The organism is uncultured Amnibacterium sp., assembly GCF_964245895.1.
In the GTDB taxonomy this organism is placed as follows: domain Bacteria; phylum Actinomycetota; class Actinomycetes; order Actinomycetales; family Microbacteriaceae; genus Amnibacterium.
Genome location: NZ_CAXTOQ010000043.1, coordinates 1 through 23,209, shown reverse-complemented (window position 1 = coordinate 23,209; position 23,209 = coordinate 1). Strand labels below are relative to the sequence as shown.

Annotated in this window: 22 protein-coding genes and 1 pseudogene; 10 read left to right on the top strand and 13 right to left on the bottom strand. The window is 71.0% G+C overall.

Features of this window, described 5'->3' with window-relative positions:
• Nucleotides 1-172: 172 nt before the first annotated feature.
• Both ACFE60_RS08230 and ACFE60_RS08225 read left to right on the top strand, forming a co-directional pair.
• Nucleotides 173-3,268: a helicase-related protein gene (locus ACFE60_RS08230; RefSeq protein ID WP_375388369.1), complete on the top strand. Its 3,096-nt coding sequence runs from the start codon at nucleotides 173-175 to the stop codon at nucleotides 3,266-3,268.
• Complete coding sequence (locus ACFE60_RS08225) at nucleotides 3,258-4,160, top strand: HNH endonuclease (protein ID WP_375388368.1); 903 nt, start codon at nucleotides 3,258-3,260, stop codon at nucleotides 4,158-4,160. Before ACFE60_RS08230 ends, ACFE60_RS08225 begins: the two co-directional genes overlap by 11 nt.
• Before the next feature lie 441 nt (nucleotides 4,161-4,601).
• Here the strand turns inward: ACFE60_RS08225 and ACFE60_RS08220 are convergent, their stop codons facing one another.
• From ACFE60_RS08220 to ACFE60_RS08195, 6 genes and pseudogenes are all read right to left on the bottom strand, one after another.
• Nucleotides 4,602-5,609, bottom strand: a complete 1,008-nt coding sequence (locus tag ACFE60_RS08220) for an AAA family ATPase (RefSeq protein ID WP_375388367.1) — start codon at nucleotides 5,607-5,609, stop codon at nucleotides 4,602-4,604.
• Entirely contained in the window at nucleotides 5,606-6,271 is a 666-nt protein-coding gene (pnuC, locus tag ACFE60_RS08215; RefSeq protein WP_375388366.1) for a nicotinamide riboside transporter PnuC, read from the bottom strand. Before pnuC ends, ACFE60_RS08220 begins: the two co-directional genes overlap by 4 nt.
• Nucleotides 6,272-6,775 (bottom strand): hypothetical protein, encoded by a 504-nt coding sequence (locus ACFE60_RS08210; protein WP_375388365.1) that lies wholly within the window; start codon nucleotides 6,773-6,775, stop codon nucleotides 6,272-6,274.
• Nucleotides 6,772-8,187, bottom strand: coding sequence for an ADP-ribosylglycohydrolase family protein (locus ACFE60_RS08205; RefSeq protein WP_375388364.1), 1,416 nt, complete (start codon nucleotides 8,185-8,187; stop codon nucleotides 6,772-6,774). Before ACFE60_RS08205 ends, ACFE60_RS08210 begins: the two co-directional genes overlap by 4 nt.
• A complete protein-coding gene (locus ACFE60_RS08200; RefSeq protein ID WP_375388363.1) occupies nucleotides 8,184-8,624 on the bottom strand; it encodes a phosphohydrolase in 441 nt (146 codons plus the stop codon). The genes ACFE60_RS08205 and ACFE60_RS08200 overlap by 4 nt, the downstream gene beginning before the upstream one ends.
• A 14-nt stretch (nucleotides 8,625-8,638) precedes the next feature.
• Nucleotides 8,639-9,513: pseudogene (locus ACFE60_RS08195) on the bottom strand (ARPP-1 family domain-containing protein).
• A 76-nt stretch (nucleotides 9,514-9,589) separates the two neighbouring features.
• Here ACFE60_RS08195 and ACFE60_RS08190 point away from each other — a divergent pair.
• Together ACFE60_RS08190 and ACFE60_RS08185 are read left to right on the top strand one after the other, a co-directional pair.
• Nucleotides 9,590-10,243, top strand: a complete 654-nt coding sequence (locus ACFE60_RS08190) for an NUDIX domain-containing protein (RefSeq protein WP_375388362.1) — start codon at nucleotides 9,590-9,592, stop codon at nucleotides 10,241-10,243.
• Nucleotides 10,244-10,564: 321 nt separating this feature from the next.
• A complete protein-coding gene (locus tag ACFE60_RS08185) occupies nucleotides 10,565-11,152 on the top strand; it encodes a nuclease-related domain-containing protein (RefSeq protein WP_375388361.1) in 588 nt (195 codons plus the stop codon).
• 12 nt (nucleotides 11,153-11,164) lie between these two features.
• On the opposite strand, the gene ACFE60_RS08180 is transcribed toward ACFE60_RS08185, so the two are convergent.
• Genes ACFE60_RS08180 through ACFE60_RS08170 form a run of 3 tightly spaced genes read right to left on the bottom strand, consistent with a single transcriptional unit; the run spans nucleotide 11,165 to nucleotide 13,228 of the window.
• Nucleotides 11,165-11,311: a hypothetical protein gene (locus ACFE60_RS08180; protein ID WP_375388360.1), complete on the bottom strand. Its 147-nt coding sequence runs from the start codon at nucleotides 11,309-11,311 to the stop codon at nucleotides 11,165-11,167.
• Nucleotides 11,308-12,618 (bottom strand): hypothetical protein, encoded by a 1,311-nt coding sequence (locus ACFE60_RS08175; RefSeq protein ID WP_375388359.1) that lies wholly within the window; start codon nucleotides 12,616-12,618, stop codon nucleotides 11,308-11,310. Before ACFE60_RS08175 ends, ACFE60_RS08180 begins: the two co-directional genes overlap by 4 nt.
• The gene (locus tag ACFE60_RS08170) at nucleotides 12,596-13,228 is read right to left on the bottom strand and encodes a VWA domain-containing protein (protein ID WP_375388358.1); all 633 of its coding nucleotides are present in this window, start codon (nucleotides 13,226-13,228) and stop codon (nucleotides 12,596-12,598) included. The genes ACFE60_RS08175 and ACFE60_RS08170 overlap by 23 nt, the downstream gene beginning before the upstream one ends.
• Before the next feature lie 323 nt (nucleotides 13,229-13,551).
• On the opposite strand from ACFE60_RS08170, the gene ACFE60_RS08165 reads away from it, so the two are divergent.
• Entirely contained in the window at nucleotides 13,552-14,439 is an 888-nt protein-coding gene (locus ACFE60_RS08165; RefSeq protein ID WP_375388357.1) for an NPCBM/NEW2 domain-containing protein, read from the top strand.
• Nucleotides 14,440-14,496: 57 nt separating this feature from the next.
• Here ACFE60_RS08165 and ACFE60_RS08160 read toward each other — a convergent pair whose 3' ends face one another.
• Nucleotides 14,497-15,042, bottom strand: coding sequence for a hypothetical protein (locus ACFE60_RS08160; protein ID WP_375388356.1), 546 nt, complete (start codon nucleotides 15,040-15,042; stop codon nucleotides 14,497-14,499).
• Between the two features lie 104 nt (nucleotides 15,043-15,146).
• Between ACFE60_RS08160 and ACFE60_RS08155 the strand changes: the two genes are divergently transcribed.
• Together ACFE60_RS08155 and ACFE60_RS08150 are read left to right on the top strand one after the other, a co-directional pair.
• Nucleotides 15,147-16,478 (top strand): DUF222 domain-containing protein, encoded by a 1,332-nt coding sequence (locus ACFE60_RS08155; protein WP_375388355.1) that lies wholly within the window; start codon nucleotides 15,147-15,149, stop codon nucleotides 16,476-16,478.
• Between the two features lie 124 nt (nucleotides 16,479-16,602).
• Nucleotides 16,603-16,743, top strand: a complete 141-nt coding sequence (locus tag ACFE60_RS08150) for a hypothetical protein (RefSeq protein ID WP_375388354.1) — start codon at nucleotides 16,603-16,605, stop codon at nucleotides 16,741-16,743.
• A gap of 38 nt (nucleotides 16,744-16,781) precedes the next feature.
• On the opposite strand, the gene ACFE60_RS08145 is transcribed toward ACFE60_RS08150, so the two are convergent.
• Nucleotides 16,782-17,432 (bottom strand): DUF2461 domain-containing protein, encoded by a 651-nt coding sequence (locus ACFE60_RS08145; protein WP_375388353.1) that lies wholly within the window; start codon nucleotides 17,430-17,432, stop codon nucleotides 16,782-16,784.
• Nucleotides 17,433-17,661: 229 nt separating this feature from the next.
• Here ACFE60_RS08145 and ACFE60_RS08140 point away from each other — a divergent pair, with 229 nt between their 5' ends.
• Genes ACFE60_RS08140 through ACFE60_RS08130 form a run of 3 tightly spaced genes read left to right on the top strand, consistent with a single transcriptional unit; the run spans nucleotide 17,662 to nucleotide 20,697 of the window.
• Entirely contained in the window at nucleotides 17,662-18,237 is a 576-nt protein-coding gene (locus tag ACFE60_RS08140) for a hypothetical protein (protein WP_375388352.1), read from the top strand.
• Nucleotides 18,237-20,324 (top strand): GMC oxidoreductase, encoded by a 2,088-nt coding sequence (locus ACFE60_RS08135; protein ID WP_375388351.1) that lies wholly within the window; start codon nucleotides 18,237-18,239, stop codon nucleotides 20,322-20,324. Before ACFE60_RS08140 ends, ACFE60_RS08135 begins: the two co-directional genes overlap by 1 nt.
• A 37-nt stretch (nucleotides 20,325-20,361) precedes the next feature.
• Nucleotides 20,362-20,697 (top strand): hypothetical protein, encoded by a 336-nt coding sequence (locus tag ACFE60_RS08130; RefSeq protein ID WP_375388350.1) that lies wholly within the window; start codon nucleotides 20,362-20,364, stop codon nucleotides 20,695-20,697.
• A 10-nt stretch (nucleotides 20,698-20,707) separates the two neighbouring features.
• Here the strand turns inward: ACFE60_RS08130 and ACFE60_RS08125 are convergent, their stop codons facing one another.
• Entirely contained in the window at nucleotides 20,708-21,376 is a 669-nt protein-coding gene (locus ACFE60_RS08125) for a GntR family transcriptional regulator (RefSeq protein ID WP_375388349.1), read from the bottom strand.
• Between the two features lie 67 nt (nucleotides 21,377-21,443).
• Complete coding sequence (locus ACFE60_RS08120; RefSeq protein WP_375388348.1) at nucleotides 21,444-23,048, bottom strand: ABC transporter substrate-binding protein; 1,605 nt, start codon at nucleotides 23,046-23,048, stop codon at nucleotides 21,444-21,446.
• Nucleotides 23,049-23,209 lie beyond the last annotated feature (161 nt).

Genomic DNA, 23,209 nt, shown 5'->3' with positions numbered 1-23,209 from the left:
GCACAGCCGGAGTCTTCGAGTCGCTGGTGCGCGCGGTCGGCTCGGGAGGCAAGGGGTTGGACGACCTCACCCGGGTGATCCACCGCCTTCGGGACGCCGGCACCGACGTCTTCCCGGAGGGGTTCTCCGATCTGTGGGACGTCGTCGTGCTAGCGCAGAGCGAGGTCGCCCGATGAGCGCTCAGCGCGACGAGGTCCTGGCCGGACTGACGGGCTTTCAACGCGATGCGGTCGCCCACGTGGTCCGCCGCTTCTACCGCGATGAGGACGCGACGCGACGGTTCCTGGTCGCGGACGAGACCGGCCTGGGCAAGAGCGTCGTCGCCCGCGGCGTCATCGCGGAGACGATCGACGAGCTGCAGCACGACGACTCGGTCGATCGCATCGACATCGTCTACGTCTGCTCGAACAGCGACCTCGCCCGGCAGAACCTCGTTCGCCTCAACGTCACCGGATCCGACGACATCGCGTTCACGAGCCGACTCAGCCTGCTGGCGCTCTCCTCCGGGCGGCTCGCGGGCGCGAAGGAGGGAGGCGCCAAGCGCGTCAACCTCATCTCCTTCACGCCGGGCACGTCGTTCGACATGCAGGGGTGGCGGACGGGATCGAAGGAGGAGCGCGCACTGATCCATGCGCTGCTCACCGCGGACCCCGAGTTCGACGCGGCGCTCGAGCACGCCTCGCTCAGCTTCTTCCGAGGCACGGTCGCCTCCGTCGAGCGGCTCGCAGAGATCGTCGACTGGACCCGCACGCGGCTGGCTGCCTCCGGCGATCAGACGATCGCGGAGGATTTCGGTCGTCGCATCGCGCTCAACGGGCTGGGAGAGCGCTACCGCTCCGCGCTCCGAGAGGTCGACGGCCCGGAGCTGTCTCCGGAGGTGTGGCGCACCGCCAGGAATCTCACCGGTGAGTTCCGGAAGGAGCTCGCGAAGGCGAGCGTCGCCGCCCTCGAACCCGATCTGGTGATCTTGGACGAGTTCCAGCGCTTCAGGCACCTTCTCGACCCGGACAGCGGCGAGGCCGCCGAGATCGCTCACCACCTGTTCGAGTACGAGGCAGCGCGGGCACTCCTCCTCTCGGCGACGCCGTACAAGCCATTCACTCGATCGACGGACGGCGGTGAGGACGACCACTTCGCCGACCTGGTCGCGACGCTGCAGTTCCTCGCCGGCAGCCCGAGCGCAGCCGCGCCGCTGCTCGACCGCTACGCCGCCTACCGCTCAGCGATCCTCACCGGGACCGGCGCGGGCGACGAGGCGGAGGCGTTGCGTGGCGCCCTGCTGAAGGTGATGAGCCGGAACGAGCGGCCGGTGACGCGAACCGTCCGGGAGGTGCTGCCGACCGACCTGCTGCCGACTTCCTCCGACCTCGTCGGGTATCGGCGACTCCAGGACCTGGCGAAGGTCCTGGATGTCGCGATCCCGCTCGACTACTGGAAGTCCATCCCCTACTTCGGCTCGTTCCTCGACGGCTACCGCGTCGAGCGGTCGCTCCGTCACGCCCTCGACGACCCAGAGACTGCCGGCCCCGCGGTCGCCGCGGTGGCCGCCCTCCCCTCCATCGACGAGGGTGTCGTCCATCGGTACGAGCCGCTCGATCCCGGATCAGCACCGCTTCGCGGGTTGGTCGATCAGACGGTCGGCGCGAATCTGTGGAAGCTGCTCTGGCTGCCCGCAGCGATGCCTTACCTGACGCCGACCGGCGTCTATGAGGGCCTCCAGCCGCTCGACATCACCAAGCGCGTCGTGTTCTCCGCGTGGAGTGCTACGCCGGTCGCCATCAGCACGATCCTGAGCTACGAGGCGGATCGGCACGCCGTGCAGGGCAGCCGGCTGATCGGATCGAACGTGCCCGAGACGCGGCGCGGGATCCGCACCCGTCTTGCGTGGGCGATGGAGGGGTCTCGCGCAGCGGCGATGTCCACGCTCGCCCTGTTCTGGCCGCACCCACTGCTCGCCGCGCAGGCGGATCCCTTCCGGTTCGCGCGAGACCAACACGACCTCGTGGCGCCGGAGGAGGCGGAGCACCTCGCCGAGATCGCGCTCAACTGCGGGTCCGAGGACGGCCAGCCTTGGGAGTCGTATTTCCGTCGCCCCGACGAGATTCGGGGGCTGCTAACCGTTAGCAATCTGAGCGAGGCGCTGTCGGGCGGTACTGAGGACGCCGCTTCGGATGACGCCCCCGGTGGTCTCGTCGAGCACGTCCGAGTGGCCATCGGCATGCTCGACGAGGAGGGACCGCGCGACCATGCGCACGTCGCGCTGCTCGCACTGCACGGCCCGGGCAACATCGCGTGGCGTGCGCTCGGGCGGCTTCGAACCGGCGATGACACCGCCACCTCGGCCGGTCATTGGCGGGCGGCGGCGATCGTCGCGAGTGGCCTGCGGAGCCTGTTCGGTCGTGTGGAGACGATGCTGCTGCTCGACCAGCTGTACGGCGACGATGGCGTCTACTGGCGGCAGGTGCTGCGGTACTGCTCGGACGGCAACCTGCAGGCGGTGCTGGACGAGTACGCGTTCCAGCTCGACAGCGATCGGGGCGGCCTCCCGCTCACCGACGAGGCCCTCGTGACGATCGCTCGCCGGATGTCGGCGGCGATCACCCTGCGGCCGGCGACGTACCGCGTTCGCAACACCAAGGCGGAGGGGACGATCGCGATGTCGACGCGCTTCGCCGTCCAGTACGGCGGGACGCGGCAGGATGCCGAGGCCGCGCGTCAGCCCGAGGTGCGCAACGCGTTCAACAGCCCGTTCCCGCCCTACGTGCTGGCCTCGACGAGCGTCGGGCAGGAGGGCATCGACTTCCACTGGTGGTCGCACTCGGTGCTGCACTGGAACCTGCCGCCGAACCCGGTCGACTTCGAGCAGCGCGAGGGCCGCGTGGATCGCTACGGCGGCCACGCGGTGCGCAAGAACGTGGCGCACGCGCATTGGGAGGACGTGCTGAGGAGTTCGGACCCGAACCCGTGGCGCGCGGCATTCGACGCCGCTGCTCGCAACCCGGACCCGGGCCTCGGTGAGTTTTCACCGCACTGGATCTACCCAGGGCCCGCGACCATCGAGCGCCACGTCCCGATCTACCCGCTGAGCCGAGATCGCGAGCGGTACGAACGGCTGAAGAAGGACATGACGCTGTATCGGCTCACGCTCGGGCAGCCGCGGCAGGAGGACATGCTCGCGCTGCTCGAGGAGCGTGGGGTGGATGTCGAGTCGGTGAGGGCGATCGACCTACGGCCACCACGGATCTCAGCTTTTGGGGATGGAGAATGACCCTATGTTCACGGCTGAACGGGAGATGGCAGCGCGTTTGGCTGCGTTTGCATGGCTCGACTCGAAGATGGCGACTGGCCAGTCTGAGCTGACTCGTGAGGAGCTGGAAGGCTTCACGTTCGAGGGCGAGCGTCTGAAGCTCCTCGACCAGAGCAGGGGGATTCGCAATCCGGCTAACTTTTCGGCGACCTTGAGCGTCATGACGACCATCGGCGGTCCGTATGCAGACGAGCCGGTCGCCGGCGGTTTCGTGCGTTACGAGTATCAAGACGGCGGCGAAGGCGGAACCAACGTGAAGCTTCGGCGAGCGGCTGAGCTGCGCGCGCCAGTCATATATTTTCGGTCAATCAGGCGGAAAGTATTCATCGCGGACTATCCGGCCTACGTGACCGATCTGCCGGGTCAGCAGGCAGTGTTACTGACTATCGGCGAAGACTTACATTCTTTCGGCGACCCGGACGCGATGAACGAGGCACAACGGTCATATGCCGAGCGTGTTACACGTCAGAGACTTCACCAACCGCTGTTCCGCGCGAAGGTCATGTACGCCTACGAGAGCCGCTGCGCGGTTTGCTCGCTCAGGCACGCGGACCTGCTCGATGCAGCGCACATCATTCCAGACCGCGACGATGCCGGAGCTCCGGAAGTAAGAAACGGCGTCGCGCTCTGCAAGATTCACCACGCGGCCTACGACCGAAACTTCCTAGGGCTATCTCCCGATTACGTTATTCATATCAACCAGGAGTTGATGCTGGAGGTCGACGGGCCCATGCTTCGATACGGGATCCAAGCCATGGATAAACAGGCGCTACAGGTGCCTCGTCGAACGTCTGAACGACCCGACCGCGAGAAGCTAGCGCACCGCTTCGAGGAGTTCGCCCGCAGCGCCTGAGGTTGAGCTCGGACTTCCCATCAAAGTCAGAGCCCCTCAGATATTCGACAGACATCGGGAAAATCCCGATGTACACTCAGACTCGCACCAATACAATTGGCGAACCTCGTTGAACCAGAAGCAACCAAGCAAGACGAAAAGTGGAGCAGTCAACGCTATGCCGACGCCTGACGAAATTGACAAAATCGGGACCTTCGGTCCGATCGACCTGAACGGGCACAGCGCCACAGTCGCCCGCTGGCAGTCCGACACGTTCGAAGGAAAGCCGCTCGCACCAGGTCGCTGGTACCACGTCCAGGGAGGAGACGGCAGAACGACGATTGGCATAATCCAGTACGAAGGAGACCAGTTTTACGCATACAGGCCATACGAGCTTGGCGAGACGTTGGCGAGCGTCTTCGCAACATTAAACGAGGCCATTCGGTCCTTCGCGGCTAAGGACTAGAGAGCTGTCACTCCGACGCCGACAAGTGTGCTGACAGATCGCAGTGCCGCACTTACCCGCTCGTCCAGTGCCCCACGTACCTCAATCCACTGCACGGATTGCACGGCGAGGACCTCCCGGAACCGCTCCTGCATCGCGCTGCGGATGTGCTCGCCGTCGCGCAGCCCGTCCTGCACGAACGGGATCTCGTCGCCGGTGAGGATGTAGAGCGCCGGCGGGTGCGCCGCCGCCCGCTCGAGGATCCGCGGCGCCGGCTCCCCCACGTACCGTTCGTGCCACAGCGCCGTCGCGAGCACGTCCGTGTCGCAGATCAGCAGCGGCTTCGGGACCCGGCGGAGCGCTCGATCCTCCAACTCGATCTGCCGGTCGACGACCAGGTCGAACTCGTCGCTTCGCCACGGCGCGGTGAAGCCGCCCGGGCGGATCTCGCTGTACTGGCGGCCGTACTCTTCCACCCATAGCGTCCCGAGGTCCTCCGCCAGCGCGCTCGCCAGCGTCGTGCTGCCGGTCGACTCCGCGCCCAGGACCACCACCCGCTGCGCCAACGACGCCCGCACGCACGGCGCCAGCGCCCACCAGTGACCCTCGACGTCCGCGCGGACCGCCGTACCGGACACCGGGTTGAGCACACGACCCGGGTCGACCTGCACCCACTCCGCGTCGAGGCGGCGGGCCAGCTCGACGCCGTAGTCGTCACACGTGAACACCGCGTCGACCGGAGCGTCCAGCAGCCCCTCGATCACGAGCATGTGCTCGTCCCAGGCGGTCGGCGAGTCGAAGTCCACCTCCGCGTCGTCCATCGCGGCGACGACGTTCGCGGTCGGGTGCTCCTCCTGCAGCCAGGCGAGCCGGGTCTCGAGCGGGATCGTCTCCGCGGAGTTCACGAGCAGCTCGACCGTCACCCGGTCGCACATCCGCAGCGCCGTGCGGATGAGGTTCGAATGGCCGACGTGCAGCGGGTAGAACTTGCCGAGGACAAGGCCGTGGCGGAACCGCTTGGTCACGTTTCGACGGAGGCTCGGGGGTCTCGAGACGGGCGCGGAGCGCCCTCCTCGACCAGCGAGAGGGTCGGGTTCGGGCCGGCGTCCACCTCCATCGCGCGGTGTCTCATCCAGGCGCGGTAGCCGCCGACGCACAGGGCGATGAAGAGCAGGTAGAGCGCTCCGGTGATCCAGAGGCCCTTCACCGCGTACAGGCCGACGTACGCGACGTCGACCGCGATCCAGACGAACCAGTTCTCGATCCACCGCCGGTTCAGCATGAACTGCGCGACCAGGCTGACCGAGGTCGTGGAGGCGTCGGCCAGCTGCGTCGTCGAGTCCGTGAACGTCGTCAGGACGAAGGTCAGCACGACCGTTCCGACGACGGCCGCGACCACCAGCGGCACGACCGCCGGGCGGGGCGTGCGCTTCGCGAAGCCGACCTCCTCCTCCCGGCCTCGGCGGGCCCAGGCGGCCCAGCCCATGGCGCCGAGCACGAGGTAGACGATCTGCAGGCCGGCGTCCGCGTAGAGCGCGGCCCCGACGAACAGCACGATGAACACCAGGTTGTTCGCTATGCCGATCGGGAAGTTCCAGATGTTCCGCCGGGCGGCGAGGAGCACGCAGATCGCGCCGGTGCCGAATCCGAGGACCTCGGTCCAGTTCGCGGCGAGCCAATCGAGCATCTACTCGGCCCTGCTGAGCAGCCGTGCGGTGACCGCTGCCCAGTCCGGGTAGTCCGCGCTAGCGAACAGCAGCTGCTCCCCCTCGAAGCCCGGGTGCAGCCGGTCGTCGACCAGGAAAGCGCCGCGGTTGAGCGCCTTGTGGTGCGACAGGATCAGCCGCTTGTAGGCGGGGTTCCGCTCGCCGTCGACGAACTCCGCCACGCCGAAGTGCAGCTGCACCCACTCGAGCTTGTGCTGCCGGGCCGACGAGTTGTGCCAAGGCGCCGTCGACAGGATGTACGCGTCGTACTCCTTCGCCAGCGCCCGGAACGCCTCGATCGCGCCGGGCAGCGGCTCCATCAGGGAGAAGATCCCGGGAGCGTCGTCGTAGTGGCCGTCGGGCTCCTCGGCGGACGGGCCGTACTCGGCGAACGCCTTCAACGGCAGGCGGTCGATGCCGCTCTGGAAGTCGACCAGCGTGTTGTCGAGGTCGACGTAGAGCACGGGCTTCGATGCGTCGGTCATTCGCTCGGCTCCTCGTTCTTCGACGTCTCGAGCTGGTTGAGCGCATCCACGAAGTACCACCCCGGCTCCCCGTACGGCAGCTCCGCCTTCACCTCGCGCAGCGCGAAGTCGGCCGGCTTGCCGAGGTGCAGCAGCGAGTACGCGGCGCCGACGGTGGGCGTGCGGCTCCTGCCCTCGAAGCAGTGCACCAGCACCGTCTTCCCCTCCGCCCGCAGCGCCGCGACGGTGTCCGCCGCGTCGCGCAGGATGAACTCGAGGTTCGGGTTCGAGTAGGGCTTGTCGATCAGCCAGAACTCGACCTGCTCGCGGTCGGTCTGCTGCTTGCCGACCCGGCAGAGCGAGACGACGGCGTCGATCTCGGCGGGGAGGTCGTCCAGCGCGGCCAGCGAGCCGAGCCACACGCCCTCGTCATGCGGGTGCTTGACCAGCGTGTGGAGGCGCGACGGCTCGAACCGGTCCGCCTCCGGCCAGCCGTCGCCGTCCGAACTGCCGTGCCGCACGGCGAGGATCGCCATCCGCGTCAGGTCGTCCGCGTCCAGGCCGGGCCAGCCGTGGAGGATGCGGCGCCAGCGCGCCGGGAGGGCGGAGGCGCCGTAGACCGCACCCGCGAGGCCGCCCGCGATCGCCGCGACGGTGTCGGTGTCCTTGCCGCCGCGGACCGCCCGCTCCAGGATGTCGACCAGGTCGTCGCCGTGGACGATCGCCGACCACGCGCCCTGCAGCGCGCCTCCGGCCCACCCGTTGCTCGGGAAGTCGCGGGGCTGCTTCTCCTCCGCCTCGTCGATGCGCTCGGCCCAGCCGTCGCGGCGGGACTCGTCGATCGCGTCGAGCCCGGCCCGGAGATTCAGGTCGCCGGTCAGGATCGCGTGCCGGATCGCCAGGCACCACAGCACGCAGGCGTCGCCGGCGAGCGGGTCGGCATGCGTCATGTCGCTCACCAGGCGGGCGGCCTCGATCAGGCCGGGCTCGTCGTCGAGGTACGCCAGCGCGACCGGGGTCGTGCGCATCAGGGAGCCGTTGCCGGCTGAGCGCTCGTGCGTCGCCGTGAAGTCCCGCGAGGCCGTGAGCATCGCGTCCGCGGTGCCGGCAGCTCTGGCCGTGCGGAACACGGTCGAGGTCTGGATACCGATGTCCTTCGTCACCCGGCTCCACTCGAGCCAGCGGGTGACGACCTCGTCGAGCGCCGAGCCCTCGAGCCGGTCGCCGCGGGCCACGACCTCGAGCAGCGGGATCGCCATCGAGGTGTCGTCGGTCCACTCCCCCGGCTCCCAGCCGATGTTCCCGCCGCCCTTCATCTCGACGGCGGCGTCGTCGGCCTGGGCCGGCTTGAACTCGTAGGGGGCGCCCAGCGCGTCGCCGCACGCCATCCCGACGATGGCGCCTGCGGCGCGGTCGTTGATCTCTGCACTCATTCGTTCTCCTCCTCGGCGCCCAGGGCGCGTCGTGCGTTCCGGTACCGCTCAGCGAGCTTGTTCCGGGTCTCCTCGTCCAGCAGCGCGGTGCGCGCCGGATCCGTGTTGTCGGCGATGTCCGCGAGCTTCACCGCTCGCGCGAGCGGCGACGCCTTGATCCGCTCGTAGTAGCCGTCCTTGTCCCCCATGTTTCGGGAGAGCAGGAGGACCGCCGCGATCACCTCCTCGTCGACGCCGGCGGCGCGGAGCACCTCCTCCTTCACGTCCGTGTCCTCGACGACGACGTGCAGCCAGGCGACCGCCTGCTCGTCGAGCCGCCCGAGCCGGGCTGCGACCCGGCGCGGATGGTCGATGTACGGCTGCCCGATCTTGTCGACCACGCCGACGTGGGCGGCGTAGGCGATGCCTCGCGCCAGTGCGACCTGTTCGGTGCTCATCAGGGTCTCCTTCCTCACGCCGCCACGAGCAGCGGGTGGGTGTCGTCGAACGCGGTCAGGTGCAGCAGGGGCGCTCCGGGGAGGGAGGCGCCGCGGACGCCGCTCGCGCGCAGTGGGCCGTGGTCCGAGCGGACCGCGGTGGCCAGGCCGGCGCGCTCGCCGTCGCGGAGGGAGGTACGGCCGAGCGCCCGCACGAAGTCGCGGGCGGCCTGCGCCGGCGTCGCGCGGTCCGGCGCCATGCGGGCGTCGAGCTGCGCGGCGCGGATGAGGCCGTCCCAGCGCGCGGCGAGGCCGCGGCTGCTGCCGAACAGCTCCATGCCGATGACGCGGCCGCCGATGCCGATGATCACGCCGCGCTGGCCGCTCATGCGTCGGATGGGCTCGTCGTCGATCCGGTCCAGGTGGTCGAGCATCGACGAGGTCGGCGACGCTGCGAAGGCCATGTCGTAACGGTGCACCTGCGACCACACGTCACCCTGGGCGCTCGTCCCGCGCTGCATCGCCGCCAGGCCGCGCTGGCGCACCACGTAGCCGGCACGGCGGCCGGTCGAGCGGTGGGCCCGCTCCCCGACCAGCGACCCTGCTCGACGCAGAGCACGTCGACGGGCGTCGACTCGTTTGCCGCGAGCAGCGTGCTGGAGGCGGCCATGCGGTGCTGCATGCCGCCGGCGAGCAGGTCGCCCTCGAGCAGCAGGGTGGGCCGGTCGGCCGGGTTCTCCACGAGGAGGTGGCTGACGCTGGGGCCGGTCGGCAGCTCGCCGACGGCGAGGTCGTCCGTCTTCCAGACGATGCCCGGGATCGAGGGCAGGTCGATCCAGACCGGGAAGGTGGTGAGCGGGCCGCGTCGGCGGCCGGTGCCGACGTCGATGATGGAGAGGTCGTGGTTCATGGTGGGTATTCCTAACTGTCGGGCTGACAGTTAGTAAGTTACCGCCATGTGGGCAAGAAAGCAATAGGGTGTCGTCATGACCGATGCGCCGGACGTCTACCGCGACTCCTCGGGCAGGACGCTCGAGGACTACCCCCGCCCGTCCGTCGCCGTCGACACCGCGGTGCTGACCGTGGTCGACGAGGTGCTGCAGGTGGTGCTGACGGACTCCGACGGCGACCTGCGGCTGCCGGGCACCTTCCTCCACGAGGGCGAGGTGCTCGTCACCGCAGCCAAGCGGGCGCTGAAGGCGAAGGTCGGGCTGAAGGGCATCGAGCCGCAGCAGCTGCACGTCTTCGACCGCCCGAAGCGGGACAACAGGGGCTGGGTGCTCTCGGTCGCGCACGTCGCGGTCGTCGCCTCCGACCGGCTGACCCGATCGGACGACCTGCGCCTGACGCCGATCGACGAGATCCTCGGCCTTCGGCTCAAGTACGACCACGCCGACATCGTCGAGCTCGCGGTCGAGTGGATCCGGAAGGCGTACGCGAACGACGCGGATCCCCACCACCTGCTGGCGGAGGAGTTCACCCTGCTCGAGCTCGAGCACGTCCACGAAGCCGTATCCGGCGTCGAGCTGTCGGTCGACGGCTTCCGCCGGCGCATGGTCCGCAACGACCGCGTCGTCGAGACCGGGCGGACGTCCGTGGGGACCATCGGCAAGCCCGCGCGGTTCTATCGGCGGGCGTAGGGCTATCGGCCGGGGGCGTGCAGCAGCCTGTCGCTCGAAGTGGGTCCTGCATGACCGCGTCCGTCGCCGCATGCTCGAGGAGTGAGCGAGAAGGTCCTCGTCCTTCGACGTCCCGACGTCTGCGTCGAATGCCGGAGCGAGCTGCCCGCGGGCGTGCGCGGTCGATGGAACGCGGAGTCGAGAACGGTCACCTGTCTCGAATGCCCCGCTGACGTCGACGAGCCGGCACCTTCCGCATCCGAGGCGTCGTGGGTCGCGAATGCCGGAGGCGGGTCGGCACAGCGCGAGTTCGACCGCCGGCATGACGCTCGCCGGGCGCGTGTGCTGACCGCGCATCCGCGCCTCGGACCGCTCGCGCTCGCGCTCGTCGGCGATCCGTCATCGACGAAGGTCTGGGCGCAGGGCGCCGAGGGCGAACGCGCGGTCGCGGCCAGCCTCGGCACGCTCGAGGACGCGATGGTCCTGCACGATCGACTGCTGCGGCGTCCGGACGGTCGACTGTCCCGGGCCAACATCGACCACATCGCCGTGGTGCCGACCGGCGTCTGGGTCATCGACGCCAAGTCGCACAAGGGGCGCCTCGAGGTCCGGCGGAGCGGCGGCCTGTTCACCCCGCGCGTCGCCGAGCTCCGGATCGGCGGGCGCGACCAGACGAAGCTCATCGACGGCCTGCACCGTCAGGTCGAGGCGGTCCGCGCCGCGATGCAGGAGGTCATGCCCGAGGTCCCGGTGCGGGGAGCGCTCTGCTTCTACGGCACCGAGATGCCGTGGATCGACCAGGACATCGACGGCATCCCGCTCCGCGGGCGCCGCGGCCTCACCAAGCTGCTGCGGCGTACCGGCCCGGTCGATCACGAGACCCGCGAAACCGCTTATCGCCGACTGAACGAGTGGTTCCCGGCCGCATGACCGGCTGCTGACTCAGCAGTTCTGCGGCAGCGCTCGCGTGCACGTGCCCGAGTAGTCGGTGTCGACGGCCTGGTGGTTCGCGATCGAGCACGCGAACCAGAAGCCGAGCACCAGCACGATGCCGACGGGCACCGCGAGCACGTTCGACTCCTCGTTCACGGCGTCATGTCGTCGTGCACGACGACCCGGCTCAGCTCGACCACCCCGTCGCGACGCTTCCAGAAGTGGAGGCGGCGGGCGGAAGCCGTGTCGTTCTCGATCGCGCAGCGCATGCAGCGAGCACCGTCCGCGCGGACGACGTCGGGAGCGCCTCCGGACTCGCTCGTGCGCAGCGCGTGCACCGCTCGAGCCGGCATCGTCGCCGCCCGGCCGGTCAGCACGTCGACGCACGCCCGCAGCGCCTTCTCGAGGCGGTCGTCGTCGAGCATCTCGAGCGATGACGCGAACTCGGCGCCGAAGACGTAGTCGACCGGCAGCGCGTACTGCTCGCGCTCCTGCGGCTCCACGCGATCGATCCACGTCAGATGCAGCTCGAACCGCAGCCAGCTCTCCGCGTCGAGGAACCGCGCGCGGCGGTCGCGCGCGGTTGCTGCGGCGGCCTTCGTGGCGTCGCGGTTCGCCTTCCGGAGCTTCGCGACATCCGCGCGCGCGGACTTCAGCTGGGCGCCGAGGTCGGCCACCTCGTGCAGCGCGACACCGAGGTCGGCGCGCACCGCACGCATCTCCTCCGGCGTCGTCGCCTTGGCCGCGTCGAGCTCGCGCCGCAGCCGTGCGCTCTCGGCCCGCTCGGCGTCGAGGGCGAGCTGGACGGATCGCAGCGCCCCGCGGACCGGCGCCGGCTCGACCAGCTGCTGCACCTGCTCGGCGACCGCCTGCATGGCGGCGACCGCCTCCGCGACGACCTCCTCCACCACCTCCGGCTCCGGCGGGAACTCGATCCACTCGGGACCGTCGGCCAGCAGCGCGAGCGCCGCCTGGATGGGCTCGTCGTCATCGACGTCGATGGTGCGGAGGCGTATGGTGCCGTCCGCGTGGCGGAACACCCGAGCGGCGACGGTCTCGCCGACCTCGAGCAGGCCGTCGACCCGATCCTTCGCGTTGGAGGAGACGTCGCTGCGCGAGATGGCGATCCGCACGTTCGGGTGCAGCGCCAGCTCGCCACCGAGCTCGCCGACCCTCGTGACGAGGGCCGGCGTGACGACACCGCCGGGGAACAGCACGTCGAGGAGCGCCGCTGACGGCACCTCGAGCGCGAGCAGCAGCTCCTTGCCGCTGGCGTCGACCTGACCGTGGACGCGCATGCCGACCGCGAGGACGCGGTCGAGCGGCACGAGCGGGGTGACCTGCTCCTGGCAGACGGTGACCGTGCGGCCGTCGTCGAGCACGACCATCGCCCGGCTGCCGCCGGTCAGCAGCATGCGGACGGTGCCGACCGCGAACGGTTCAGGAGTGGCGACGTGAGGCATTGCGCCGGTCCTCCTGCGTGAAGGAGCCACGACGGCCCGAGCGGTTCGCGGACACGTAGGCGCTCAGCGACGCCATCGCCGGCGCGACCGCCTGGGCGTCCGCGTCGAAGTCGAGCGCGCTGTCCGCAGCGAAGCCGAGGGAGGCACCCGTGGTGATCGCGTCCTGGTTGGCGCCGAGGAACACGAAGTCCCAGCCGTACTGCTCGCGCTGCTGGTCGAGCAGGCCTTTGATGGCGGACGGCTGCCACTCGCGGATGGCGTTCTCGTGGCCGTCGGTCGCGACGACGACGAGCACGGTGCCGGGGCGGGCGTGCTCCGGGAGCGCGGCGAGCCGGCCGCCGAACTCGGAGACACCGATGCCGATCGCGTCGAGCAGCGCGGTCATGCCGCGGGGCGCGAGCTCGATCTCGATCGTCGACGGGTCGGCCTGCACCTGCGTGGTCTCGATGCGGTCGTCGAAGGTGACGACGTCGACGGTGAGCAGACCGGGCTGCTGCGCCTGGTCGCGGAGGAGGGTGGTCAGCGAGCCGACCATCTCGTCGCGGATGCTCTCCATCGAGCCGCTGCGGTCGACGATCAGCAGCAGTGCGGAGTGGTTCGAATCGGTCATCGTGATTCCTTCCGTTCGGGCGGTGGAACAGGAGGATGACAGGGGGTTCCGACACTCCTTTTCGCGCTTGACCAGGGGAATTGCGCCGCCACTCGTTCGGGGGGCGAATGACAGCCGTGTTATTCGCCGAGCCCGCAGACCGCGCTTGCCTACGGAGCCCGCCGCCGTGCTGCTCGCGACCCGGCGGCCGGCGAGCCTGAACGCGACCTGATCGGTCCCCGGACACGGGCGCGCCCCCTCCGGATCCCTCGAAAAGTCCGGCTATCCCCGCATCCGCCCGCTTCATAGCATGCGGCTGCGACGCGGATCGAGGAGGAGCTGCCATGAACGCTGACCGGACGGCACAGGGTCGAGCCATCACGGGGAGGCGGTGGGCGGCGCTGGTCGTGTCCGCGACGGTCGCCCTGGGACTCGCCGTCGGGCTGGCCTCCCCCGCGCAGGCCGCGGCGAAGTCCGGGACGTCGCTGAGTCTCACCGCGATCTCGCACGTGGCGACGAAGACCGACAAAGGCGCCGTGCTGATCGCGGGAGGCAAGGCCGACCTCAAGGGCACGGCCTCGTCGAACCTCGTCGGCAAGCGGCTCGGCGTCCAGATCAAGGACGGCGCGTCGTGGTCGTCCTACCCGGGCGGCGGGACCGTGAAAGGCAACCGGACCTTCTCGATCCGCATCACGATCAAGGCGTCTCTCACCGGCAAGCACACCTTCCGCGTCGTGTTCTCCGGGTCGTCGACGCTGAAGGGATCGAACGCCTCCCGATCGACGACGCTCTGGACCTGGCTCCCGCTGGTCCAGCTGCCGGTCGCGAGCACGGATGGCAGCTCGGACGTCAACGCCGCCGTCTCCGCGCAGACGAACCTCACCGTCGCCGGCAAGCGGTACGGGTCGCTGCTCGCGGGTGACGTGCCGGCCGGAGGCACCGGCGCCGCCACCTTCGAGCTCGGCAACCACTGCCGCACGTTCCGCTCCACGATCGGCCTGACGGACAGCAGCCCGGCCGCCGCGTCCATCGCCTTCTCGGTGTACTTCGGCGACGTGGCGGAGGTCGCGCCCACCGTGAAGCACGGCACGACCAAGACGATCGACCTCGCCATGTCGAAGGTGTCGCAGCTGGTGCTGCGGAACACCGAGCCCGACCCGGCCGGTGCATTCGCGGCGCCGACGGTCGCCGCGTGGCCGAACGCGCGGGTCCTCTGCAACGCGAACCTCTGAGGCCGCTGGAGGCCTGCTGGGTCTCCGGCCAGCGGAATCGCGGTCCCGTTCCAGCGGTCACCTGATGCGTCCGGCGGTCTCCGCCTCCTGCCGCCGCGTATCCATCTGCTGCAGCAGCGCGAGCAGCTGAGGCGGGACCGTCCCGGATTCTTCGAGGTGCCGCCGAGCGGCGTCGGCCTTGGTCTTCCGGACGGCCTTCTGCGACCTGCAGACGGCCGCGCGGACCGCCTCGTACGAGTCGCCTTCCTCGCCGATCCATTGCGCGAGGCTCCACGCGAGCCGGCTGCGCACGATCCGGTCCTGCAGCTCGCGGCCGTGCCAGCGAGGCTCGTCCAGGAAGAACGGCAGCACGACCAGGATCACCTCCGGGGCAGCGACGCGGGCGGCCGCGTCCGGCCGGTCGCCGCCTCGCCGCAGCAGCCGGAGGCGCTCCTCGGCCCCCGGATCGATCTGCGGCAGGTGCTCGGCGAAGCAGACGAGCAGATCGCCGTGCGCCGCGTCCACCCGATGCAGGCGCGTTCCCGTCAGCCCGATCCCCTCGTTCAGGAAGAATTCGATCAACGTGCCGTCCGCCATCGGGCGGATCGGGGTCACGGGCGCCATGGCGACACTGTCGGGCTGGGGTCGGACAGCGGCGCTCGATCCCTGCCTCGCCTGGTCGAACACGTGTTCTAATGTCTGTCGGTGGGGTGTGGTGAGGTGTCTGCATGTCGGAACCCACACACCGAGGCGGCACTCCACCGCCGGAACCCGTCTCGGATTACGCGGAGCTCGATGCCCGGGAGGAGCTGTTCACCGGCGCCCTCCAGCACGCGCAACGGATGGTCAGCGCGGCCGAAGCCGTGCGGTTGCACCTGATGCTCGCCGGCCTCGACGCGATGCTGCTCGAGGAGGAGGAGCGGACGGGCTCCCCGCTGCGACTGGACGACCCGCTGGTGACCAGCTTCTACCTGCACCAGGCGAACGAGCTGCGCACCACCAGGCACGACGTCGAGCGGCGTCTCGACGCGGCGCGGATGCTGCGCGACCACCTGCCGAGGACGTGGGCCGTGTTCCTCGGCGGGCTCACCTCCGAGCGCGCCGCGGTGGTCGCGGCGACGCAGGCGTTCGGGCTGCCTGCGCGGCACTTCGCGACATTCGACGAGCGCGCGGCGGCCCTGGTCCAGGAGGAGCGGCCGACCGCCGTCGAGCGCAGGCTCAGCGACCTCCGCGACACGCTCGATCCCGACGGGACGACCGAGCGGCACAAGGCGGCGACGGACCGCCGGTTCGTCCGCGCCCGTGCCGAGGGCGAGGGGCAGGCGGTGCTCGAGATCCACTCCACGGCGACGGACATCGCCGCCGCCTACGACCGCATCCGCAGGAACGCCGTCGCCGCGCACGGACCGGACGGCGAGTGCCGCACCCTCGGCGCGCTGATGGTCGACGAGGCGATCGACGCGATCCTCAGCGGCCGGATGCGCGGGCCGGAGGAGGGCGGCCCGTCGTTCCCGATGGAGCGCCTCGGCGAGACCGACGACCCGGCCCGCACGCTGATCGACGCGACGATCATGGTCGTGGTGCCCGCCGAGACCGCGACGGGCGCGACCGACGTGCCGGGCGAGGTCGCCGGCATGGGCACGATCGACGCCGAGACGGCTCGCGTCATCGTCGCGCACACGAGGACCTGGACCCGCGTCGTCGTGGACCCGGTCGACGACGCGGTGCTCGCGATCGACTCGTCCGAGCGGTACATCCCGGCGGGGCTGAAGAAGCTGATCCACTTCCGGCAGCCGACCTGCGGCTGCGGATGCGGTCTCCCCGCGCATCGGGCCGACATCGACCACATCGTCCGGGTCGAGCACGACGGCCGCACCCGCCACGACAACCTGCAGGTCCTCTGCCGCAAAGCACACCAGGGCAAGGACGCCGGCTTCGCCGACAGCACCATGATGCCCGACGGGCGCATCCGCTCCCGGAACAAGTGGGGCGGGGTGCAGTTCACGAGGCCGACGGTGAAGGTGCGGCAGACCGACGCGTCCGACGAGGTGCCGTTCTGATCGCTTGACAGAGCGCACCGGCCTCGCCACCCGTTCGGGGACTTGTCCGCCCTCATCGGCGGCGGGACCCTTCGGGCACCTGGATTACCCGATCCGGAACCCCGCCTCCCCCGAAAGCTTCCCCATGCCCGCACCCCTTCTCGTCCTCGTCGACCCCCGAGCGCAGCGGCGCTCGGCGATCCGGCAGCGATCCGCCTCGATCGGCGTCGGCGTCGTGATAGCGCTCGCCTGCGCGATCCCGTATGTGCTGACGCTGCCGCACTGACCTGCCGCACTGACCTGCCGCTCTGACCCGCAACAGGCTCAGGGCCAGGACTCCGCCTGGCCGACGTGCGCGTCGACCCATGCGCTGAGCGGCTCGACCGCCTCCCACGCGGCGTCCACCTCGGCCAGCGTCGCGCTCACCGGCAGCCGCCGCACCGCGGCGTAGTGCCGGAGGCGCAGCAGCTCGATCGCCGGGTGGTCGCGCGGGTACCCCTTGGGCGCGGTGCTGAGCGACGGGCCGGCGACCTCGAACCCGGAGGCGGTCAGGGCGTCGACGGCGCTCCGCAGCGCGTCCGGGGCCCGGCCGCCGCGGGCGATCACCGCCCGGCCGCGGGCCAGCTGGTCGCGCGACGGCTCGTACAGGCCGCCGCCGACCTCCAGCCCGGCGGGGCTCAGCTGCAGGTAGACGCCCGCCGCGCCGCTGCTCGCCCACAGAGAGGCGGACAGGCGGTAGGGCGACTTGTCCGCGCTGAACCGCACATCGCGGTTCGGGCGCATCACCCGGCCGGGGCCCCAGCGGTCCTCGGCGTGCGCGAGCAGCGCCTCCATCGGGATCCGGATCGCCCGGTCGTACCGGTCGCGGTGCGCGGTGAAGAACTCGCGCGAGTTGTCCTGCTCGAGGTCCCGGAAGAAGGCGGTCGCCGAGCGGGTGAAGATCGCGGCGTCGCGCCGCAGGTCCGGCAGCGACACGTCTGCAGCGCGCGCCATCAGGCGCCCGCGGTGCGCCCGGTCGTCCGGGTCAGGTCGTCGTCGAGCCGCACCGGATCCTCCTCCGCACGGAGCGCGCATCGTCCGCAGCGCTGGCGCGCCCAGTGTGCCGGGTGCCGGCAGCGGGCCGCTCGGCCGCCGCCGAGATCCCAGGCCGCGGGGGCGTCATGGCGGTGAGCGCGCGTAGGCCCGACCGCCGTACGGTCGACGCATGGCCCGCCTCACCGACGACGACTTCAGCGAGCTGCAGCAGCGGCTGGACCGCGACACCGCGCGCGCCCTCGGCACCGTCCGGCAGGCCAGCGGTGCGCAGCGGAACGCGGAGACGGAGACGTGGCTCGCGGCCGGGGACAACCTCGCCGAGAAGGCGATCGCCGCGCTCGACCTGGGCGACGAGGCCCGCGCCCGCCGGCTGGCGGAGCGGATCGTCGCGCTGCCGGTGGTGGACGAGGAGACGCGATCGGGCCTGATGGCGGTCGACGTGCTGCTCTACGGCGAGGTGATCGACCCGTCCTTCGAGGGCGGCGACGCCCGCGGGCTGCTCGACCTGCCGCTCCGCATCCTGCCGACGCTCGATCCTCCGGCCGCGGACGCGCTGCGGCACACGCTCGCCGCGATCGGCGACTTCGACGTGCCGGCGGCGGTCCTCCGCCGCATCCGCGAGGTCGTCCCGCTGGAGCGCAGGCTGGACGGGCCCCTCGCCGGCGTGGCGGAGGAGGCCCTGCCGGACGCGGTTCTGTCCGTGCTCCGCCTCGTGCTGCGCCTCCGCGCGGACGAGGAGGACTGATGACGGTCCTCGGCTCCCCTCGCCACGACGCCCTGCTGCGGGCGGTCGTCGACCGGATGATCCCCGCCGACGACCTGCCGTCGGGATGGGAGTCGGGCGTCGGCGACTTCCTCCGGCTGATCTTCCAGCGCGAGCAGGCGCCGCGGCTGCCGGAGGTGGTCGCCGGCCTCGACGCGCTCGACGCGGCGGGCTTCCTCGACCTGGCCGGGCCGGAGCAGGACGCGCTGCTCGAGCGCAGCGACGCCGGCTTCGTCCGCCTGCTCGCCGAGCTCTGCGCGCAGGGCTACTACGGCGATCCGGGCAACGGCGGCAACCGCGACCGGATCGGCTGGACGTCGCTCGGCTACGCGGAGCTCGCGGAGGGGCGCACCTGGCCAGCGGTCGAGGCGGCTCCGGGCCCGACCATCGCCCTCGACGCGGTGCTGCCGCGGTACGACGCGATCGTGATCGGCGCCGGCGCGGGCGGCTGCATCGCGGCGCAGGTGCTGGCGGAGGCGGGCATGCGGGTGCTGCTCGTCGAGCGCGGCGCGTCGTGGTCGAGCGCCGACCTGCCGCTCGACCACCTGCGCAGCGAGCGCTCCTGGACCGGGTATCCGACCCGCACCGGGCCGTCGCCCGATGGCGATCCCCGGGTGAGCGTCGCGGGCGGCGCCGCCGCCGTGGTGCACGCGCCCGCCTCCGCCTGGAGCGCCAACGCGTTCGCGGTCGGCGGCGGCACCCGGGTCTACGGCGCGCAGGCGTGGCGGTTCGCGCCGCTCGACCTCCGGATGGCGACGACCTACGGGGTGCCCGAGGGCAGCTCGCTCGCGGACTGGCCGATCGGGTACGAGGACCTCGAGCCCTGGTACGACCGCTGCGAGTGGGAGTACGGCGTGAACGGCGACGACCGCCCGGTCGCCTTCGCGGGCGAACGCCGGCGCGGCTACCCGATGCCGCCGCTGCCCGAGACCCGATCGACGCGGGTGCTGCGCGCGGGCGCGGAGACGCTCGGGCTCGCGACCGCGGCGGTGCCGCTGCTGATCAACTCGGTGCCGTACAACGGCCGGCCCGCGTGCGTGCAGTGCGGCGCGTGCGTCGGCTTCGCGTGCCATGCGGGCGCGAAGAACGGCGGCTTCGATACCGCCCTGCCGCGCGCACTCGCGACCGGGCGCTGCGACCTGCTGCCGCTGGTGCAGGCCGAGCGGCTGATCACCGACGAGGCGGGCGCGGTCGTCGGCGTCGCGCTCGTGACGGAGGAGGACGGCGTCGCCCGCCGCCTCGAGGTCGCCGCCGACCGCGTCGTGGTCGCCGCCGGCGCGATCGAGTCCGCCCGCCTCCTGCTGCACAGCCGAACCCCGAGCGAGCCCGGGGGCATCGGGAACGCGCACGACCACGTCGGCCGGCACCTGCAGTCGCACGTGTACGCGGGCGCGATCGGGTTCTTCGACGAGGCGGTGCAGGACGGGCTCGGCCCTGGGCCGAACATCGCGACGAACGACTTCCGCCACGGCAACGACGGCGTGGTCGGCGGCGGCATGATCGCGAACGACTTCGTGCCGACGCCGATCACGGTGTGGGGCACGCTCACCGGCCTCGGCGTGATCCCGCGGTGGGGCGCGGACGCGAAGAGCGGCATGCGCCGGCTGTGGTCCCGGATGCAGATGGTGTTCGGCCCGGCGCAGGAGGTGCCGAGCCCGGCCGCGCGCGTCGAGCTCGACCCGGTGGTCGTGGACCGGTTCGGCGTCCCGGTCGCGCGGCTGAGCGGCGACATCCATCCCGAGGACCGCCGGACCGCCCGCCTCCTCGCCGACCGCGCTGCGGACTGGCTGCAGGCGAGCGGCGCGCGCGACGTCGTGCGGATGGACGCCGACGAGCGTCCGGAGGGCCCGAGCGGCGGCCAGCACCAGGCCGGCACCCTGCGGATGAGCGCGACGCCCGCGCAGGGCGTCACCGACCCGTGGGGCCGGGTCTGGGGACACCCCGAGCTGCTGGTCGCCGACGGGTCGGTGCACGTCACGAACGGCGGCGTGAACCCGGTGCTCACGATCATGGCGCTGGCGTACCGGAACACGACCCGCTTCGCGGCGGACCTGCCGGTGGGATCGTGAGCGCGGCGCTGTCTGCCGGCGGCGCTACGCTCCGACCGTGGCGGACGACACCACCCCGGCGGACCTCGAGCGCGATCTCGGCATCGACCAGAAGCGCATCCGGCACTACCTGCGGCAGCGCTACGGCAACCTGCCCGCGTACACGGACAACTGGCACCTGAACGCCCGCGCGGCCGACGACGTGCGCACCCACTTCCGCGCGGAGGCGGAGGCGCTGCGGGCGTCCGGCGAGAGCACGCCGACCGCGCGCCTGCGCCGCACCGAGACCGGCAGCATGCCGGTCCTCTTCCGCGACGCCACCGGCAGCACGACGTACGACGCCGACGGGCGGCTCGTCTACCTCCCGAGCACCGACGAGCTGGAGCAGCCGTAGGCGCGCTGCCTCAGGCCGTGATGTGGGCCTGCATCGCGGCGAACGACGGCAGCCGGTCGCGCTCGATGTGCGCGTAGGCGACCGACTCCGCCACCCGCTCGTTGCCGGAGGCGATCGCGTCGCGCAGGGCGACGTGGTCGTCGTAGGCGTCGTCGGCCGACAGGCCGCTGGTCAGGTGGAACAGCCAGGTCATCCGGCCGGAGATCGTGCGCATCATCTTCAGCATCAGGTCGTTCGCCGCCGTCTCGACGATCGCCTCGTGGTACGCGGTGCTCGCTCGCGCGATCGCGTAGGCGTCCCGCTCATCGACCACGTGGTGCGCGTCGTCGAGGGCGGTGTCGAGCCGCGTGAGGGACGCCCCGGCGGAGACCTGGCGGGCCGCGTGCCGGGCGGCCCCGACCTCGAGGCAGAGGCGCACGTCGAACAGGTCGTCGATCGCCTTCTCGGACCACGACGCCACCACGGCGCCGCGACGCGGCGTCGTGCGGACGAAGCCGTCGCGCTCGAGCAGCGGCACCGCCTCCCGCAGCGGGACGCGGGACACGTCGAGCTCCTCGCCGATCCGCTGCTCCGGCAGCCGGCTCCCCTGCTCGTACTGGCCGAGGATGATGCGGTCGCGCACCGTGTCGTAGACGAGCCGCGACAACGATCGCGCGGGCGCGACGACGGAGTCCGTCACCCCGTGCCTCCTTCCGTCCACGGCGAGCGCCCCGCGGCAGGGAGCCGCCGGGACGCCCGCCGCTGGATCACTTCTCGATGCCGAGCAGGCTGAAGTTCAGCTCGTTCGCGCCGAGGTTCTGCGCCGCCGCGACGCCGGTGAGCCAGCTCTTCGCGACGACCCAGTCCTTGTTGTACGACAGGTTCAGGAAGCAGCCGGTCGCGCCGTAGAGCTTCCCGGCCTCGGTGTACTTCGCCGTGTCGCCGGTCTTCACGGCCTCGTTCAGCAGCGAGTTCACCTGCTGCGACTGGCAGCCGAAGTAGTTGATGCCGCCGGACGCGTCCCAGAAGACGTGGCCCCACATGTACGGGTCGCCGCCGTCGGGGCCGTTGTTGCCGTCGATGAAGGCGTCCGGTCCCGTGCTCGGGTCGTTGATCCACCCGAACACCGTCGACGTGTCGTACCCCTGCGCGGAGGCGGTCAGCCCCGCCGCCTGCAGGTTCGCGACCACGAGGTCAGTCATCTGCTGCGCGTTCACGTTGCCGTTCGCGTAGCCGATCACGAGCTTCGCGCCCTTCTGCGCGGCGGACAGCCCCGACACGTAGCCGGAGAGCGCGCCGGCGTCGTACGAGATCGCCTGCTGGTCCCCGGAGGCGACCATGCCCTTCGCGTACATCGTGGTGGCGACCTCGCTGCGCTTGCCGAGCACCTGGTCGACCAGCTTCTGCTGGTCGATCGACTTCAGGAACGCGACGCGGGCCGCGCTGCTCGTGAAGAACCCGTGGCTCGGGTTGACGGTGACGAGCGCGCCCTGCAGCGTCGGGAGGAAGTAGTTCGCGACGCCCTTCGCCTTCGCGTACTTGTCGAGGCTCGACGAGGGCAGCGCCGCGACGATCGTGTCGACGGTGCCCTTGTCGAAGGCGAGCTCGAGCGCCGACTCGTCCGTGTAGACGGGCAGGTCGATGCGCGTGAAGGGCGAGGAGGGGCCCCAGTAGTCCTTGAACCGCGTCAGGACGTACTTCTGACCGGTCTCCGCGGTCGTCAGCTCGTAGGGACCGGTGCCCAGGTCGTGCGTCGACAGGTACGTCTGGGCGTCGTCGCCGCCCGCGTTCTTCGTCAGCCCGGTCGGCGACTCCATCTTCGGCCCGAACGGCGACGCCAGGTAGCTGAGGAACGCCGCGTTGGGCTGCTTCAGCGTGACGACCGCGGTCAGCGCGTCGGGCGTCGCGACCGACTTGACCACGTCGACCATGTAGGCCGCGCCGCCCTTGACGGCGATGCGGCGCTTGAACGCCACGTCCACAGCGGCGGAGGTGAAGTCGGTCCCGTCGTGGAACTTCACGCCCTTCCGCAGGTGGAACGTGTACTCGGTCCTGTCGGCGTTCACCTCCCACGACGTCGCGAGCCGCGGCGCGATCTCGACCTGGTCGGTGTCGTTCTTGTACTGGACGAGGCCCTCGTACGCGTTGATCATGATCGCGGTGCCGTTGTTGGCGTAGTAGATGTCCGGGTCGGGCGGCTGGCCGATGTCGCCGAGCAGCCCGACGGTGAGGACCCCGTCGGTCGGCGCCCCGGAGGCGCCCGAGTTCGATGCGGTGCGGGTGCCGGAGCTGCAGGCGCTGAGCGCCAGCAGCGGCACGACGGCGCCGAGGACCACGAGGCCCTTGAGCGCGCGCCTTGAGGGGATGTGCACGTCGGTGCTCCTATCCGGTGGCTGTGTTCGAGGTGGGAGTGGTGCTGGTGGTGCGGTGGCGGCGACCCCCCGCCCGGCCGGGCGGCCTCCGGGACGCGCCGGCCGCAGCGATGCGCGGGGCGGCGAGCCCCTGGAGGAGGGCCACGACGAGGCTGGGGAGG

What these genes read in the sequence shown, in the direction of transcription:
- ACFE60_RS08165 (WP_375388357.1), top strand. Translation starts at nt 13,552, where the DNA reads ATGAACGCTGACCGGACGGCACAGGGTCGAGCCATCACGGGGAGGCGG.
- ACFE60_RS08190 (WP_375388362.1), top strand. Translation starts at nt 9,590, where the DNA reads ATGACCGATGCGCCGGACGTCTACCGCGACTCCTCGGGCAGGACGCTC.
- ACFE60_RS08155 (WP_375388355.1), top strand. Translation starts at nt 15,147, where the DNA reads ATGTCGGAACCCACACACCGAGGCGGCACTCCACCGCCGGAACCCGTC.
- ACFE60_RS08135 (WP_375388351.1), top strand. Translation starts at nt 18,237, where the DNA reads ATGACGGTCCTCGGCTCCCCTCGCCACGACGCCCTGCTGCGGGCGGTC.
- ACFE60_RS08175 (WP_375388359.1), bottom strand. Translation starts at nt 12,618, where the DNA reads ATGCCTCACGTCGCCACTCCTGAACCGTTCGCGGTCGGCACCGTCCGC.
- ACFE60_RS08205 (WP_375388364.1), bottom strand. Translation starts at nt 8,187, where the DNA reads ATGAGTGCAGAGATCAACGACCGCGCCGCAGGCGCCATCGTCGGGATG.
- ACFE60_RS08225 (WP_375388368.1), top strand. Translation starts at nt 3,258, where the DNA reads ATGGAGAATGACCCTATGTTCACGGCTGAACGGGAGATGGCAGCGCGT.
- pnuC (WP_375388366.1), bottom strand. Translation starts at nt 6,271, where the DNA reads ATGCTCGATTGGCTCGCCGCGAACTGGACCGAGGTCCTCGGATTCGGC.
- ACFE60_RS08170 (WP_375388358.1), bottom strand. Translation starts at nt 13,228, where the DNA reads ATGACCGATTCGAACCACTCCGCACTGCTGCTGATCGTCGACCGCAGC.
- ACFE60_RS08150 (WP_375388354.1), top strand. Translation starts at nt 16,603, where the DNA reads ATGCCCGCACCCCTTCTCGTCCTCGTCGACCCCCGAGCGCAGCGGCGC.
- ACFE60_RS08160 (WP_375388356.1), bottom strand. Translation starts at nt 15,042, where the DNA reads ATGGCGCCCGTGACCCCGATCCGCCCGATGGCGGACGGCACGTTGATC.
- ACFE60_RS08140 (WP_375388352.1), top strand. Translation starts at nt 17,662, where the DNA reads ATGGCCCGCCTCACCGACGACGACTTCAGCGAGCTGCAGCAGCGGCTG.
- ACFE60_RS08230 (WP_375388369.1), top strand. Translation starts at nt 173, where the DNA reads ATGAGCGCTCAGCGCGACGAGGTCCTGGCCGGACTGACGGGCTTTCAA.
- ACFE60_RS08210 (WP_375388365.1), bottom strand. Translation starts at nt 6,775, where the DNA reads ATGACCGACGCATCGAAGCCCGTGCTCTACGTCGACCTCGACAACACG.
- ACFE60_RS08200 (WP_375388363.1), bottom strand. Translation starts at nt 8,624, where the DNA reads ATGAGCACCGAACAGGTCGCACTGGCGCGAGGCATCGCCTACGCCGCC.